Consider the following 14,794-nt stretch of genomic DNA (forward strand, 5'->3'; position numbering starts at 1 on the left):
AACGTTTCCGTGTGCGGGGACGATCGGGGCGGACGGGAGCTTGACGACAGGGCCTACAGGAGCGGGTCGGAGGCCCCGCCGGTGCCGGGGGAGGGGCCGCCGCCGCGGATGCGGGTGGCGAGCCAGAGGTCGAAGCGGTCGTCGGGGTCCTCCAGGCGGCGGCCGGTGAGGTCCATGGCCTTGTCGAGGCGGTTGCGCACGGTGTGGCGGTGGACGCCGAGCCGACGGCTGGTGGCGTCCCAGGCCCCGCCGGTCTCCAGCCAGGCCGCCAGGGTGGCGATCAACTCCTCGCCGTGGTCGGCGAGATCGAGCGGGCCGAGCACGGTGTCGGCGTAGCCGTGCAGCGTACGGCGGTCGCCCAGGTCGAGCAGCAGCCGGCTGGCCTGGCTCTGCCGGGCCTCGGCCGGCTCTCCGCCGGCCCGGCTGACGGCGAGCAGGCCGGCCGCCTGGCGCAGGGACACCCGGACCGCCTCCGGTGCGGTGGCCGGCCCGATGCCGGCCGGGCGGTGCGGGGCGAACCGGCCGAGCACCTCACGGACGTCCAGGTCCTCGCCGGCCACCGCCTCGATGACCCCGTCCCCGACCCTGACCAGTCCACCCGGCATCGCCAGCGCCAGATCGGCGGCCATCTCGGCGGCCGCGCCGTCGGCGGCGTCCGGGCCGTCCGCGGCCGGCTCCACCACGACCGCCCGCACCCGCTCGGCGGTCAGGCCCGCCGAGGCGAGCAGGTCCCGGGCCCGGCCGGGCGGCAGCTCCTCGCCGGCCAGCAGTTCCGAGAGCAGCGCCGACCTGCGGCGGCGCTCGGGCTCATCGCGCAGGTGGCGGCGCTCCAGCTCCAGGGAGAGCAGCGAGACCAGGCCCGGGACGACGGACCGGGCGGCGGCGTCGGGGCGGCCGGTCAGCAGCAGCAGGCCGCGCAGCCGGCGGGCGCCCAGCGGCTGGACCTCCAGTTGCCGGCCCTCCGCCGTGCTGGAAGCGCTGCCGCGCAGGCCGCGCGCGGCGACCCGTTCGATCAGGTCGCGCGCCTGCTCCGGCGGCGGTCCGGCGGCCTGCCCGCCCGCCCGTTCGCCCGCCGCGAGCACCCGCCCCAGCGGATCGAGGACCGCCGCGCCCACGCCCGTGGCCGCCGTCCACTCCTCCAGCATCGGCCGCAGTCCGTTGCCGGCCGCCGCGGCCGTCAGCCGCCGCTGGGTGGCGAAGGCCCGGTGCAGCACCTCCCGCTGCTCGTCGGCCCGCGCGTCGAAGACGGCCTTGGTGACGGCGATGAACGGCACCTCGTCCGGCACCGTCAGCAGCGGCAGCCCCGCCTGCCGGGCGGCCGTCACCAGCGGCTCGGGGGCCTCCTCGTACGGCAGCCCCCGGCCCAGCCCGAGCGCCAGACAGGCCGCTCCGCCCTCGGCCACGTCCCGTACGTAGGCGCGGCAGGCGGCCGGTTCCATGGGCAGCAACAGGCCGATGGTCATGAGCAGTTCGCCGCCCTCCAGCCATTTCCCCGGGGTCAGCAGATCCGAGACGGTCGCCGCCTCGATGGTGCGGGCCAGCAGCTCCGGCGGCACGTCGTAGGTGACCGCCAGGCCGAGGTCGGGCCGGGCCAGGAGATCGGAGATACGCAGGGGCATAGACATAGTGTCCATCAGGGAGGGCACGAGTGGACGATCAGGCGACCGGGCGGGTGGGCGCCTTGGGGACGGACCCGGGCCGTATGTCCCGTTATGGCCGTGTCCCGTTATGGTCGACTGAAGAGGGGGAGACCTCCCCCCGGACCGACCCGGCGACCGCGCCCGGCCGGCCGGCGGACCAGGCCCGCCGGCCGGGAGCGGCCGAGACGAAGGGACGTGAACGCGGTATGCAGGTGGCGTTTCTGGTGGCCCCCGAGGGCACCGAACAGGTCGAGCTGACCGAGCCGTGGCGCGCGGTGACCGACGCGGGCGGCACCCCGAAGCTGATCTCCACCACGGACGGGAAGGTGCAGGCGGTCAACCATCTGGACAAGGCCGACACCTTCCCCGTCGACCTGACCGTCGGCGAGGCGTCCGCGGCGGACTTCGACGGCCTGGTGCTGCCCGGCGGGGTCGCCAACCCCGACGCGCTGCGCCTGGACGAGGCGGCCGTGGCGTTCGCCAAGTCGTTCTTCGACGCCGGCAAGCCGGTCGCCGCGATCTGCCACGCGCCATGGACGCTGGTCGAGGCGGACGTGGTACGCGGCCGGACCCTGACCTCCTGGCCCAGCCTGCGGACCGACATCCGCAACGCGGGCGGCACCTGGGTCGACGAGCAGGTCAAGATCTGCACCGGCGGGCCCAACACGCTGATCACCAGCCGTAAGCCGGCGGACCTGGAGGCGTTCTGCTCGGCCTTCATCGCGGAGTTCTCCCACTAGGCCCTGCCGTCAAACTCCCGTCTCCTACGGGCCGAGCACCACCGCCGACTCCGGCGGCAGCCGCAGCACGCCCTCGGCCGCGCCGCCGCTACCGTCGCCGTCGCCGTCCGGGAGGGGCGCCTCGCCCCACGCGGCCAGCGTGCGCAGGGGTGCCGGGGGCCCGGCCGCCGTGGGGATCGCCGCCGTGGTGTCCGGCGAGAGGTTCACCGCCACCCGCAGCGGCCCGCGGCGCAGCAGCAGCCAGCGGGCCCGCTCGTCGTAGGTGACGCCGGTGGCCGCCGGATCGGGATCGGTCAGCGCCGGGTGGTCGCGGCGCAGCGCCAGCAGCGTCCGGTACCACGCCAGCAGCGCGGCGTGCGGCTCGGTGGCCGGCTCCGCCCAGTCCAGGACGCAGCGGTCCCGGGTGGCAGGATCCTGCGGATCGGGCCAGTCCTCCGGCGCGCCGGACGCGCCCTGCGCCGCCCAGTCGTGCGCGGCGAACTCCCGGCGGCGCCCGGCCCGCACCGCCTCGGCCAGGTCCGGGTCGGTGTGGTCGGTGAAGTACTGCCAGGGCGTCCGCGCCCCCCACTCCTCACCCATGAACAGCATCGGCGTGAACGGCGAGCACAGCACCAGCGCCGCCGCGCACGCGAGCAGGCCGGGGGAGAGGGCCGCCGCGAGCCGGTCACCGAGCGCCCGGTTGCCGATCTGGTCGTGGGTCTGGGCGTAGGCCAGCAGCCGGTGCGGCGGCGTCACCCGCCGGTCCAGGGGCGCGCCGTGCGCCCGGCCGCGGAAGCTGGAGTAGCCGCCGTCGTGGAAGAAGCCGCCGGTCAGCGTCTTGGCGAGGGCGGCCAGCGGGGCGCGGGCGAAGTCGGCGTAGTAGCCCTGCGATTCGCCGGTGAGGGCGGTGTGCAGGGCGTGGTGGAAGTCGTCGTTCCACTGGGCGTGCAGGCCGTGGCCGCCGTGCGCACGGGGCGTGGTGGTACGCGGATCGTTCTGGTCGGACTCGGCGATCAGGAACAGCGGGCGGCGCAGATGGCCGGCGAGCGCGTCCACCGCGTCGGACAGCTCGGCCAGGAAGTGCCGGGCGCGGGTGTCGTGCAGCGCGTGCACGGCGTCCAGCCGCAGCCCGTCGATCCGGTAGTCGCGCAACCAGCTCAGCGCGCTGCCCACCAGATACGCGCGCACCTCGTCGGAGCCGGGCGCGTCCAGGTTGACGGCCGCGCCCCACGGCGTGTGGTGGGTGTCGGTGAAGTACGGCCCGAACCGCGGCAGATGGTTGCCCGACGGCCCGAGATGGTTGTGCACCACGTCCAGGACGACACCCAGCCCGTGGCCGTGAGCCGCGTCCACGAGCCGCTTGAGCCCGTCGGGCCCGCCGTACGGCTCGTGCACCGCCCAGGGCGCGATCCCGTCGTAGCCCCAGCCGTGGGCGCCGGGGAACGGGCAGACCGGCATCAGCGACAGGTGGGTGACGCCGAGCTCGGCGAGGTGGGGGAGGCGCGCGGCGGCCGCGTCGAAGGTGCCCTCGGGGGTGAACGTGCCGATGTGCAGCTCGTAGAGGACCGCGCCGGGCAGCGGACGGCCCGGCCACGGATGCCGCCAGGCGAACCGGCCGTGGTCGACGACCGCGCCCGGGCCGCCGGGCCCGTCGGGCAGGCGGACGGCGCGCGGATCGGGCAGCGGCGGCCCGTCGTCGACCTGGAAGGCGTAGCGGTCCCCGTCGGCGGCCGGTGCCTCGGCGCGCCACCAGCCGTCCCGCGCCCTCTCGCGCTCCATCGGCACCGCCGGTTCGTCCGCCCGGTCGCCCGCCCACCGCAGGGCGACCCGTCCGGCGCTCGGCGCCCACACCTCGAACAGCACGGCTGCACTCCTTCGTTCGCTCCCGGCCCCCTCACGAAGAAAGCACGCCACCACGCCACCCGTCAGTCCGACGTGGCGGGGTGGCCGACATCGGCCCCTCGCGCTGGGCTGTTCCGGGGAGCCGCGGCCCCGCGCACACACTGCCTGGACAGCGGCTCGCGGTGGCCGGAGAATCACGGCATGACTTCGCTCGAGTTCCCCGCGCGGCCGGCGCGCCCGTCGGACGCCGACCGGGAACGCGCCCTCGACCTGCTGCGCGAGGGCGCGGCACAGGGCCGGCTGTCCCAGGACACCTTCCTGCGGCGCCTGGAGCTCGTCCTGACCGCCCAGCACAACGCCGAACTCGACCTGGCCACCGCCGACTTGGAGAGCCGCGGCAAGGTCCAGGGGTCGCTCCTGCGGATGGTCGGCCGGGTGTCCGGCTTCCACCTCAGGGTGCGCCGGGCCTGGCGTACGGAGCGACTGCCCAAGCTCCTGCTGCCGGCGCCCGGCCCCCATCCGCTGCTCATCGGCCGGGCGCCCGGCGTGGGCCTGCGGCTCAACCACGAAACGGTCTCCCGCGCGCACGCCGAGCTGCGCAGCGCCGGCCAGGGCTGGCTGCTGCGCGATCTCGGCTCCACCAACGGCACCTGCGTCAACGGGCGCCGGGTGGTGGGCGAGGTGGCGGTCGGCCCGGGCGATCACATCACCTTCGGCCGGGTGGATTACGTACTGACCCAAGCCTGAGCCGGGCGGCGCGGCGGCCGTCGTGGGCCCGCCCTTTGTCCCCCGTTGGGCCGGGCCGGCTCAGCCGCCCTCTCCCGGCGTCGGCCCGCCCCCCTCGCGTACCGGGCGGTCGCCCGACGGACCGGACGGATGCGAGGTCCACACTCCTTCGCCGCGGGTCAGCCCGGGCAGCAGCCGCTCGCACTGCCGTACCTGACGGGTCGGCAGCACCCCGCTGACCAGCCAGGAACCCTCCCCGCCCGCCGTCTCGCGGATCTGCGCGCCGAGCGCGGCGAGCCGGGCGGTGACCGGTGCGAGGGCGTCGGGCGGGAGTTCGGCCTCGAAGGCGTGATACGGCTCGTGGAGGCGGGTGCCGGCCCGGCGCAGGGCCCGCAGCAGCACCACGGGAGTGATCGCGCGGAAGTCGCCGGCCGTGCTGAGCGGGCCGACGAAACCGGAGCGGGTCAGCGTCACCCGGCAGTCCGTCACCGCCCATCCCCGCGGCCCGCGCCGCAGCGTCGCCAGGACGGTCTCCTCGACGGCCTGGTGGAAGCCGTGCGGCAGGGCGCCCAGCTCCGTCTCGTAGGCGAAGGCCGGTCCCGAACCGCGCGGCCCCGGTTCGACGCGCAGTCCGACCGTCGCCCAGGCCCCGGTGTGGCCGCGCCGGGCGATCTCGTGGCACGCCTCGCCGATCCCCGATGGCCGCTCGACACACACCACCCGGCTCTCCGCGAACTCGGGCTCCACGCCGTATTCCTGGCGGAGGGTGGCGGCGATGACCTCCTTCTGCACCTCGCCGTGCAGCAGCACCGATGTCGCGCCGCCGGGCGCCGGGCGGACGCGCAGCAGCGGGTCCTGGTCGGCCAGGGTCAGCAGCGCGGCACGCAACGCGGCGGCCCGCGTCGGGTTCCGGGCCCGTACGAGCGTCTCCAGGGTGGGGGAGGGGAACAGGCCGGGCTCCGCCCGCACCTCCGCGCCGCCGCTCGCCCGTACCGGCCCCAGGCGGTCGCCGGTGCGGATGCCGGGCAGCCCGCGGATCACCGCGATCTCGCCCGCGGTGAGCGGGCCCTCGTCCCCCGGAGGGCGGCCGACGACCTCCAGCGAGGTGATCCGGCCGGTCAGCGCCACGTTCGCGCCGTCCGCGTCCCGCCGGTGCAGCTCGACGCGCTGCCGGGGCCGCAACTCGCCCGCGAACAGCCGGACATGCGCCGTCCGCTCGCCGTGCGGCGGCTGCCGGACGGCGAACACCGTGCCGCGCGGCTGACTGTCCCCGCCCACCGGCGCGGGCGGGATCAGCGTGGTCATGCCCTCGATGAGGGCGCCGACCCCCTGGCCGCCGAGCGCCGACCCGAAGTACACCGGGTGCAGGGAGGCGTCGGCGGTCCGGGCGGCCAGCGCGGCCCGGAGTCGGTCCGCGGTCGGCAGCGGGTCGCCGTGCCCCGTTCCGCTCCCCGTTCCGCTTCCCGCCCCGGTCTCGGCGCCGGTCTGGGCGCCGACGAGCTGCGCCAGGATCGCGTCGTCCACCTCGGCGACCGTCTCGGCGATCCGTGCGCGGACCACCGGGTCGGCCAGGTCGTACGCCGTCGCGCGCGCCCGGGGCGTGCCGAGGCCGTCCACGGCCGCCATGGGGACGGCGAGGGGCGCGAGCGTGCGGCGGATGTCCGCGAGCAGCGCGTCACCCCGGGCGCCCGCCCGGTCGATCTTGTTGACGAACAGCAGCGTCGGCAGCCGCAGCCGCCGCAGCGTCCTCATCAGCACCCGCGTCCTGGCCTGGACGCCCTCCACCGCGGAGAGCAGCAGGACGGCGCCGTCGAGCACCCCCAGCGCGCGTTCGACCTCGGCGATGAAATCGCTGTGGCCGGGGGTGTCGAGCAGATTGACCTGGGTGGCGCCGACGGTGAAGGAGGCGACGGCCGAGCGGATCGTGATGCCGCGCTGCCGCTCCAGCTCACCGGTGTCCGTACGCGTGTCACCGCCGTCGACACTGCCGAGACGGTCGAGGACACCGGTGTCGAAGAGCAGCCGCTCGGTGAGGCTGGTCTTCCCCGCGTCGACGTGCGCGAGGATGCCGATGTTCAGGGTGCGGCGCGGGCGCCGGGCGGCCGGTGCCGGACGCGGCGCGCGGGGGTCACCGTCGTGGGCGGTGGCGGGCTCGGTGGCAGGGGAGAGCGGGGGCTGCATGGCGGGGCGAAACCTCGAAAACTGTCGTCCGGTCAGGGCGCTGAGTCGTTTCGAGGCTTTGGCGCATGCGGTGCTCCCGGCAGCAGGTCGTGCGGACGCCGGACATGCTCGCGGGTGGGGCACGGGCACGGCAACCGAATTTCCGCCCGCCCGTCGCGACGGCCGGACTCCCGCCCCCGTCAGTGCTGGTGCAGCCCCCGCCCCGCCAGCGTCAAGAACACCTCGCCGACCGCCTCCGACAGCGTCGGATGCGCGTGCACGTGCTGGGCGACGTCGGACGGTTCGGCGTCCCACGCCACGATGAGCTGGCTTTCGGCGATCATCTCCGACACGTGCGGCCCGACCATGTGGACACCGAGCACCGCGCCGGTGGCCTCACCGCCCGCCCCGTCCGCCGCCGCGACGACCTTCACCATGCCGCCCTGCCCGTGCACCATGCCCTTCGCGGTCGCCGTCAGCGGCAGCGTGTTGACCTTGACCGCGATGCCCCGCGCGCGGGCTTCGGCCTCGCTGAGCCCGACCGAAGCGGTCTGCGGGCTGGAGTACGTCACCCGTGGCACGGCCGCGTAGTCCACCGGCGGTGACGGGATGCCCGCCAGCGTCTCGGCCACCAGCAGCCCTTCGGCGAACGAGGCGTGCGCGAGGCCGAGCGACGGCGGCGGCAGCAGATCGCCGACCACATGGATGCCCGGCACGGCCGTCTCCAGCCGCGAGGGGTCGGCCGGCGCCACGAAGCCCCGCGCGTCGGTCGACAGCCCGGCCGCCGCCAGATCCAGCCCGTCCGTCACCGGGGACCGCCCCACCGCGACCAGCAACCGCTCCGCCTCCACCAGGAGTTCCGCGCCGCCGGACGTCCGTACGGTGGCGCGTACGCCGTCGGCCGCCGGCTCGGTGCCCACCAGCGTCGAGCCCGTACGGACGGTGATGCCGCGCTTCTTCAGCCCGCGGGCCAGATGGCGGCTGACGTCCTCGTCCTCCAGCGGCAGCAGCCGGTCCGCGGCCTCGACGAGCGTCACCCGCGCGCCCATGGAGCGGTGGAAGGACGCGTACTCCACACCGATCGCACCGCCGCCCAGGACCAGTACGGACTCCGGCAGGCCCGGTGCGAACAGCGCGTCGTCGCTGGTGACGATCCGCCGGCCGTCCGGCGTCAGCCCGGGCACCCGCCGCGGCCGGGAGCCGGTCGCCAGCACGATGCCGCGCCGGGCGGTGAACGCGCCGCCGCCCGGCCCGTCGACGTACACCGACCGGGGACCGGTCAGCCGCGCCGAGCCGCGGATCACCCGCACGCCCGCCTGCGCCAACCGGCCCTCCACGCCCCGGTGGTTGGCCGTGACGATGCCGTCCCGGGTGCCGGTGAGCGCGTCCCAGTCGACGGCGTCCAGCGTGGCCTTCACGCCCCACCGTTCGCGGGCCTCGGCGATGCCGTCCACCAATTCCGCCGCGTGCAGCATCGCCTTGCTGGGGACGCAGCCGCGGTGCAGGCAGGTGCCGCCGATCAGGTCGCGTTCGGCGAGCACCACCCGCAGTCCGAGGGCGGCGGCGCGCAGCGCGGTGCTGTAGCCACCGGTACCTCCGCCGATGACGACGACATCCGCCACCTCGCCGGCCGCGGGTGCGTCGGGGGCCGGGTTCAGGTTGGTTTCCATGCCGTCAGCCTCCGCCCACCTGCCCCGATGAGTCCAAGGCAATGTTTCTATGGAGGCCATGAGCGCTGTGCATGACGCGCGCCGGGGGCCGGCCCGCGCGGGGGAACGGGGCAGCGATGAGTCTGCGGCAGATGGAATACCTGGTGGCGGTCGTCGAGGAGGAGTCCTTCACCCGCGCCGCCGAGGCGCTGCATGTCACCCAGTCCGCGCTGTCCCACCAGATCAAGGCCCTGGAGCGGGCCGTCGGCGGGCCGCTGCTGGAGCGGCTCACCCGCGGCGTGCGGCTGACCGCGATGGGCCGGGCCTACTTCCCGCACGCCGAACTCGCCGTCCGCAGCGCCCGGCAGGCCCGCCGCGCCGCGCTGGCGGCGTCCGGCGCGGAGAGCGGCGAACTGCACATCGCGACGGTGCACGCGCAGGCCGTGGGCGTGCTCCCCGAGGTCTGCGCCCGCTGGGCCCGCGAGCACCCCGGGGTGCGCCTGGTCCTCCACGAGTACGCCACCACCGAGGAGTTGACCGAACGGATGGAGCGCGGCATCGCCGACATGGCGCTCGGGCCGCGCCCCAAGGACTGGCCGGGCCCGGTCACCGTCGTCGGCGAGGAGGAGATGGTCCTCGTCGTGCCGCGCGGTGATCCGCTCGCCGCTCGCCGGTCGGTGCGGCTGGCGGACCTGGCGCTGCGGCCGTGGGTGCGCTGCGGGCTGGAACCGGTGATCGACGGCCGCCGCTGGCTGGACGTGGAGTGCGAACGGGCCGGTTTCACGCCGCTCACCGCCGTGCGGACCCAGCACACCTCGACCGCCGTGCGGATGGCGGCGGCCGGCGTCGGCGTGCTGCTGACCGCGGCCCACGAACTCACCGGCCTGGACTGCGCCGCGGTGCCCACCGACCCGCCCTGGCGGCGCGAGATCACCGTCTTCTCCCGCGTCGAACTGACCGGAGCGGCGGCCGAGTTCACCGAGCTGCTGCGCATCTGAGGCACGCGCCGCCGACCCGCTCTCAGTCCGCCTCCGCCGCGAACAGCGCCACCGGCGACACCGCCAGCAGCTCGTTCAGCCCCAGCACCGCGCCGCCCGGCATCTCCCGGCCGGTCAGCAGTTCCCGCCACGGCCCGCCCGGCGGCAGCCGCAGTACGGTGTCCCACCAGCCGCCGGTCTCCACCAGCCGCAGCGACAGCCGGGTCACGACGCTCACCACCCGGCCGCCGCGGCAGAACGCCACACAGTGGTCGGCGGCCGGTCCTTCCGCGGGCAGCGGCTCGTACGACCCGGCGGCGCCGAACCACTGGGGACGCGCGCGCCGCAGCCGCAGCGCGGCCGCGGTCAGCCGCAGCTTCTCGCCCGACAGGTCGCGCGGCGCCACCCCCTCGTCCAGCTCGGCCAGCAGGTCGGGCCGGAACCGGGCGGGGCGCCGGTTGTCCGGGTCGACGAGCGCGGCGTACTCCCGCTCGGTGCCCTGGTAGAGGTCGGGCACCCCCGGCATCGTGAGCTGGAGCAGCGCCGCCCCCAGCACGTTCGTCCGGATGTGGGGCGCCAGATCCTCCTCCAGCGCGCCGAGCGGGGCGGCCGGAGGACCGCACGGGCCGCCGCGTACGAACTCCGTCACGGCGTCCTCGTAGTCCGCGTTCCGTTCCGTCCACGTCGTGCGCAGCCCGGCCTCGCGGACGGCCTTGAGGACCGCGGGCGCCACCCGCTCCGTGGCCGGTCCGTCCGGCCCGGCCGCCCCGGACGGACCGCCGGCGGCCTGCCCGCCCAGCCCGAAGACGGTCTGCCAGGCCATCCACGACACCATCGGATCCGCCGACGCCGCCCCGTCCACCCCCGTGACCCCCAGGCGCCCCGCCGTGCCGCCGGCCACCGTGGCCAGCACATCGCGCCACCGGTCCGGGCACTGCGACAGCACCGCGATCCGCGCCCGCACGTCGGCGCTGCGCTTGGTGTCGTGCGTGGAGAGCACCGTGCCGGCCGCGGGCCGCTCCCGCTGCATCCGCGCGCAGTACGCGTGGAAGGACTCCGGGTCGAGCGCCGGCTCCCCCGGGTCGCCGCCGACCTCGCAGGCCGACAGCAGCACCGGATAGCGGTAGAAGGCGGTGTCCTCCACGGACTTGGCGTGCAGCGCGGAGGCGGTCTGGGCGAAGCGCGCGGCGAAGTCGGCGAAGTCGGCGCAGTCCGGGGCCTCCGCGAACCGGCCCAGCGCCAGATCGCGGACCAGGTCCACCGCCCGCGCCTCCTCCGGGACGCGGAAGGCGTCGCGGGCGCCCACCGCCGCCTTGTCCAGCATCGCCGCGTCCCGCTCGGCGCAGTCGGTGTCCGCGGCGTAGGGGCGGTAGACGGGCAGCCGCACCATCAGTTCGCGGATCGCGCGGCGCAGCGCCCACGGCGCGTGGTCGCCCGGCCGGGGCTCGCGGGCGCTGATCCGCGCCGCCGTGCGCACCAGCCGTTCGACCTCCGCCGCCAGATCGTGGCCGATCACCTCGTAGGCGGCCCGGCGGACCGTCTCCTCCCAGTCGCCGCCCTCATCGGCCAGCGGGGTGACGAAGTCGCGGTAGTGGGAGAAGAGCCGGCCGGCGCCCTGCGGGCAGACGAACAGTCCGTCGATGTGGCGCAGCGCGTCATAACCGGTCGTCCCGGCGCACGCCCAGCCGTCCGGGAGTCTCTCGTCGCCGGTCAGGATCTTCTCCACGACCGTCCAGCGGCCGCCGGTCGCGGCGTCCAGCTTGGCCAGATAGCCGCCGGGGTCCACCAGGCCGTCGGGGTGGTCGACGCGCAGCCCGTCCAGGACGCCCTCGCGGACCAGCCGCAGCACCGTGGCATGGGTCGCCTCGAAGACCTCCGGCTCCTCGACGCGCACGCCGATGAGGTCCGAAATGGTGAAGAAGCGTCGGTAGTTCAGCTCGCTACGGGCCAGCCGCCACCAGGCCAGGCGGTACCACTGGGCGTCCAGGAGGCGCTCGGGCGGCAGATGCTCGGTCCCGGGGCGCAGCGGGAAGACGTGTTCGTGATAGCGCAGCAGTCCGTCCTCGACGCGCAGGTGCCGCGCCTCCTCGCCGATCCGCCCGCCGAGCACCGGCAGCAGCAGCCGCCCGCCGTGCCCGCCGTCCCAGTCGATGTCGAACCACTTGGCGTACGGCGACGCGGGGCCGTCGCGCAGCACCGACCACAGCGGCCCGTTCAGCGACAGCGGCACCGGTACGGCCATGTGGTTCGGCACGATGTCGGCGATCAGCCCGAGGCCGTGCGCCCGGGCCGTGGCCGCCAGCGCCCGCAGCCCCCGCTCGCCGCCCAGCTCCCCGCGTACCGCTGAGTGGTCGACGACGTCGTAGCCGTGCGTCGAGCCCGGCACCGCCTCCAGGAGGGGGGAGAGGTGCAGGTGGGAGACGCCGAGCGCGGCGAGGTACGGCACGGCCCGCTCGGCGGCGGCGAACGGGAAGTCCGGCTGGAGCTGCAGCCGGTAGGTGGCGGTCGGTGACGGACTCGATGGCTGCGTCATGGGAACACCCGTACCCCGCTGGCGGCGGGTTGTGTCATGGGCGGGGGTGTTTCATCCGACCCGGGGAGCCGCCACCGGTGCGCCCGCGCCGGACGCCCGTACGCCACGGCCCGCGGCGTGCGGCCGAGCGGCGTACGGGCATCGTCTCCCGTCTCCCGTCTCCCGCAGGAGCCTAGGTGGGCCGCTGCAGGACCAGCAGACTGCGGCCGGTGAGCGTCAGCTTGTCGCCGGCCTTGACCTTGGCGCCCTTGCCCTCCGCCGCCGCCCGCGGCCGGTCGGTGTCCACCACCACCTGCCACTGCTTGCCGTGATGCGCCGGAACCGTGAAGTCCTTGTCCTGCTCGTGCGCGTTGAACATCAGCAGGAACGAGTCGTCCGTGATCGGCTCGCCACGCGGCCCGGGCTCGGAGATCGAGCTGCCGTTGAGGAAGACCGTGAGCGATTTGGCGTGCACCGACTGCCAGTCGCGCGGCCCCATCTCCTTGCCGCCGGCGGTGAACCAGGCGATGTCGGACAGCTCGGTCGGCGTGCCCTCCACCGGATGGCCCTGGAAGAACCGGCGGCGCCGGAAGACCGGATGCTCGCGCCGCAGCCACACCATCTGCTGGACGAAGGCGAGCAGCTCCCGCTCCTCGTCGGCCTCCTCAACCGCCTCCGTCCCGTCGGCCCCGTCCGTCCCGTCCGCGTCGTCCGCCGCGCGCGCCGGCTCCGGCCAGCACACCCAGGACAGTTCGTTGTCCTGGCAGTAGGCGTTGTTGTTGCCGCGCTGGCTGCGGCCGAACTCGTCGCCGTGGCTGAGCATCGGCACACCCTGCGACAGCATCAGGGTGGCGATGAAGTTCCGCATCTGCCGGGTCCGCAGGCGCCGCACCGAGGGGTCGTCGGTCGGCCCCTCCACCCCGCAGTTCCAGGACCGGTTGAAACGCTCGCCGTCCCGGTTGTCCTCGCCGTTGGCCTCGTTGTGCTTCTCGTTGTACGCGACCAGGTCGTGCAGGGTGAAGCCGTCATGGCAGGTCACGAAGTTCACCGACGCGATCGGGCGCCGGCCGTCGGCCTGGTAGAGGTCCGACGAACCCGTCAGCCGGGACCCGAACTCGGCAAGCGTGCGCGGCTCGCCCCGCCACAGGTCCCGCACCGTGTCGCGGTACTTGCCGTTCCACTCCGTCCACAGCGGCGGGAAGTTCCCCACCTGATAGCCGCCCTCGCCGACGTCCCACGGTTCGGCGATCAGCTTGACCTGGCTGACGACCGGGTCCTGGTGCACCAGGTCGAAGAACGACGACAGCCGGTCCACCTCGTGGAACTGGCGGGCCAGCGTGGCCGCCAGATCGAAGCGGAAGCCGTCCACCCGCATCTCCTGCACCCAGTAGCGCAGCGAGTCCATCACGAGCTGGAGCACGTGCGGACTGCGCATCAGCAGGGAGTTCCCGGTGCCGGTGGTGTCCATGTAATACCGCTGGTCTTCCATCAGCCGGTAGTACGAGGTGTTGTCCAGCCCGCGGAAGGAAAGCGTCGGGCCGAGGTGGTTGCCCTCGGCGGTGTGGTTGTAGACCACGTCGAGGATCACCTCGATGCCGGCCTTGTGCAGCGCCCGCACCGCCGTTTTGAACTCCAGCACCTGCTGACCCCGGTCACCCCAGGACGCGTAGGTGTTGTGCGGGGCGAAGAAGCCGATGGTGTTGTAGCCCCAGTAGTTCGTCAGCCCCTCGTCCACCAGCCGGTGGTCCTCGACGAACTGGTGGACCGGCATCAGCTCCAGGGCCGTGACGCCGAGCTTCGTCAGATGGTCGATGATCGCCGGATGCGCCAGCGCCGCGTACGTGCCGCGCAGCTCCTCCGGCAGGTCCGGATGGCGCATCGTCAATCCCTTGACGTGCGCCTCGTAGAGCACCGTCTCGTGGTAGGCGGTGCGCGGCGGGCGGTCGTCACCCCAGTCGAAGTAGGGGTTGACCACCACCGACGCCATGGTGTGCGGCGCCGAGTCGAGGTCGTTGCGTGTCTCCGGCCGCCCGAAGTGGTAGCCGTAGACCGCCTCGTCCCAGTCGATCCGGCCGCTCATCGCCCGCGCGTACGGGTCGAGCAGCAGCTTGGCGGAATTGCAGCGGTGACCCCTTCCCGGCTCGTACGGGCCGTGCACCCGGAAGCCGTAGCGCTGCCCGGGCATCACCCCCGGTAGATAGGCGTGCCGCACAAAAGCGTCGGTTTCCCGCAGCTCGACGGCGGTCTCCGAGCCGTCGTCGTGCAGCAGACACAGTTCGATTCGGTGCGCGGCTTCGGAGAACACCGCGAAGTTGGTGCCCGCCCCGTCATAGGTGGCACCCAGCGGATACATCTGTCCCGGCCAGACCTGCATGCGTAGACTCTTCCACTTTCTCTTCGGCGGCTCGGCGACTCCACGACACGCGTCCGCGGACCGAATGGGAATCCTTCCCCAACTTGACCTACACATGGGGATTTTCGCGAGATCTTCGCTGAAAGTTGGGCAACCTGCCGTGAAGTCGGATCGTCCTACTGGGCGACCCGGGGGAACCGACATGCGTGTGACGGA

General features: G+C 74.5%; 9 protein-coding genes. 3 read left to right on the forward strand and 6 right to left on the reverse strand.

Annotated features, from left to right (window positions below; translation table 11 throughout):
- Positions 1–53: 53 nt before the first annotated feature.
- Positions 54–1,619 carry a PucR family transcriptional regulator gene (locus ACZ45Z_RS22435; protein WP_468365102.1) on the reverse strand — a complete coding sequence of 522 codons (1,566 nt, stop codon included), beginning with the start codon at positions 1,617–1,619 and terminating at the stop codon, positions 54–56.
- A 227-nt stretch (positions 1,620–1,846) separates the two neighbouring features.
- Between ACZ45Z_RS22435 and ACZ45Z_RS22440 the strand changes: the two genes are divergently transcribed.
- On the forward strand, positions 1,847–2,380 hold the full coding sequence (locus ACZ45Z_RS22440) for a type 1 glutamine amidotransferase domain-containing protein (protein WP_468365105.1): 534 nt from the start codon (positions 1,847–1,849) through the stop codon (positions 2,378–2,380).
- Positions 2,381–2,404: 24 nt separating this feature from the next.
- Here the strand turns inward: ACZ45Z_RS22440 and treZ are convergent, their stop codons facing one another.
- A complete protein-coding gene (gene treZ, locus ACZ45Z_RS22445) occupies positions 2,405–4,222 on the reverse strand; it encodes a malto-oligosyltrehalose trehalohydrolase (protein ID WP_468365108.1) in 1,818 nt (605 codons plus the stop codon).
- Between the two features lie 180 nt (positions 4,223–4,402).
- Here treZ and ACZ45Z_RS22450 point away from each other — a divergent pair, with 180 nt between their 5' ends.
- The gene (locus ACZ45Z_RS22450; RefSeq protein ID WP_468365110.1) at positions 4,403–4,948 is read left to right on the forward strand and encodes an FHA domain-containing protein; all 546 of its coding nucleotides are present in this window, start codon (positions 4,403–4,405) and stop codon (positions 4,946–4,948) included.
- Positions 4,949–5,008: 60 nt separating this feature from the next.
- On the opposite strand, the gene otr(A) is transcribed toward ACZ45Z_RS22450, so the two are convergent.
- Together otr(A) and lpdA are read right to left on the reverse strand one after the other, a co-directional pair.
- Entirely contained in the window at positions 5,009–7,108 is a 2,100-nt protein-coding gene (otr(A), locus tag ACZ45Z_RS22455; protein WP_468365112.1) for a tetracycline resistance ribosomal protection protein Otr(A), read from the reverse strand.
- Positions 7,109–7,287: 179 nt separating this feature from the next.
- A complete protein-coding gene (gene lpdA, locus ACZ45Z_RS22460; protein ID WP_468365115.1) occupies positions 7,288–8,757 on the reverse strand; it encodes a dihydrolipoyl dehydrogenase in 1,470 nt (489 codons plus the stop codon).
- Positions 8,758–8,873: 116 nt separating this feature from the next.
- On the opposite strand from lpdA, the gene ACZ45Z_RS22465 reads away from it, so the two are divergent.
- Entirely contained in the window at positions 8,874–9,734 is an 861-nt protein-coding gene (locus tag ACZ45Z_RS22465; RefSeq protein WP_468365118.1) for a LysR family transcriptional regulator, read from the forward strand.
- A gap of 22 nt (positions 9,735–9,756) precedes the next feature.
- Here ACZ45Z_RS22465 and treY read toward each other — a convergent pair whose 3' ends face one another.
- Together treY and glgX are read right to left on the reverse strand one after the other, a co-directional pair.
- Complete coding sequence (gene treY, locus ACZ45Z_RS22470; RefSeq protein ID WP_468365120.1) at positions 9,757–12,246, reverse strand: malto-oligosyltrehalose synthase; 2,490 nt, start codon at positions 12,244–12,246, stop codon at positions 9,757–9,759.
- Positions 12,247–12,418: 172 nt separating this feature from the next.
- Entirely contained in the window at positions 12,419–14,599 is a 2,181-nt protein-coding gene (gene glgX, locus ACZ45Z_RS22475; RefSeq protein ID WP_468365123.1) for a glycogen debranching protein GlgX, read from the reverse strand.
- Positions 14,600–14,794 lie beyond the last annotated feature (195 nt).

The organism is Streptomyces sp. NPDC031210, from assembly GCF_055570395.1.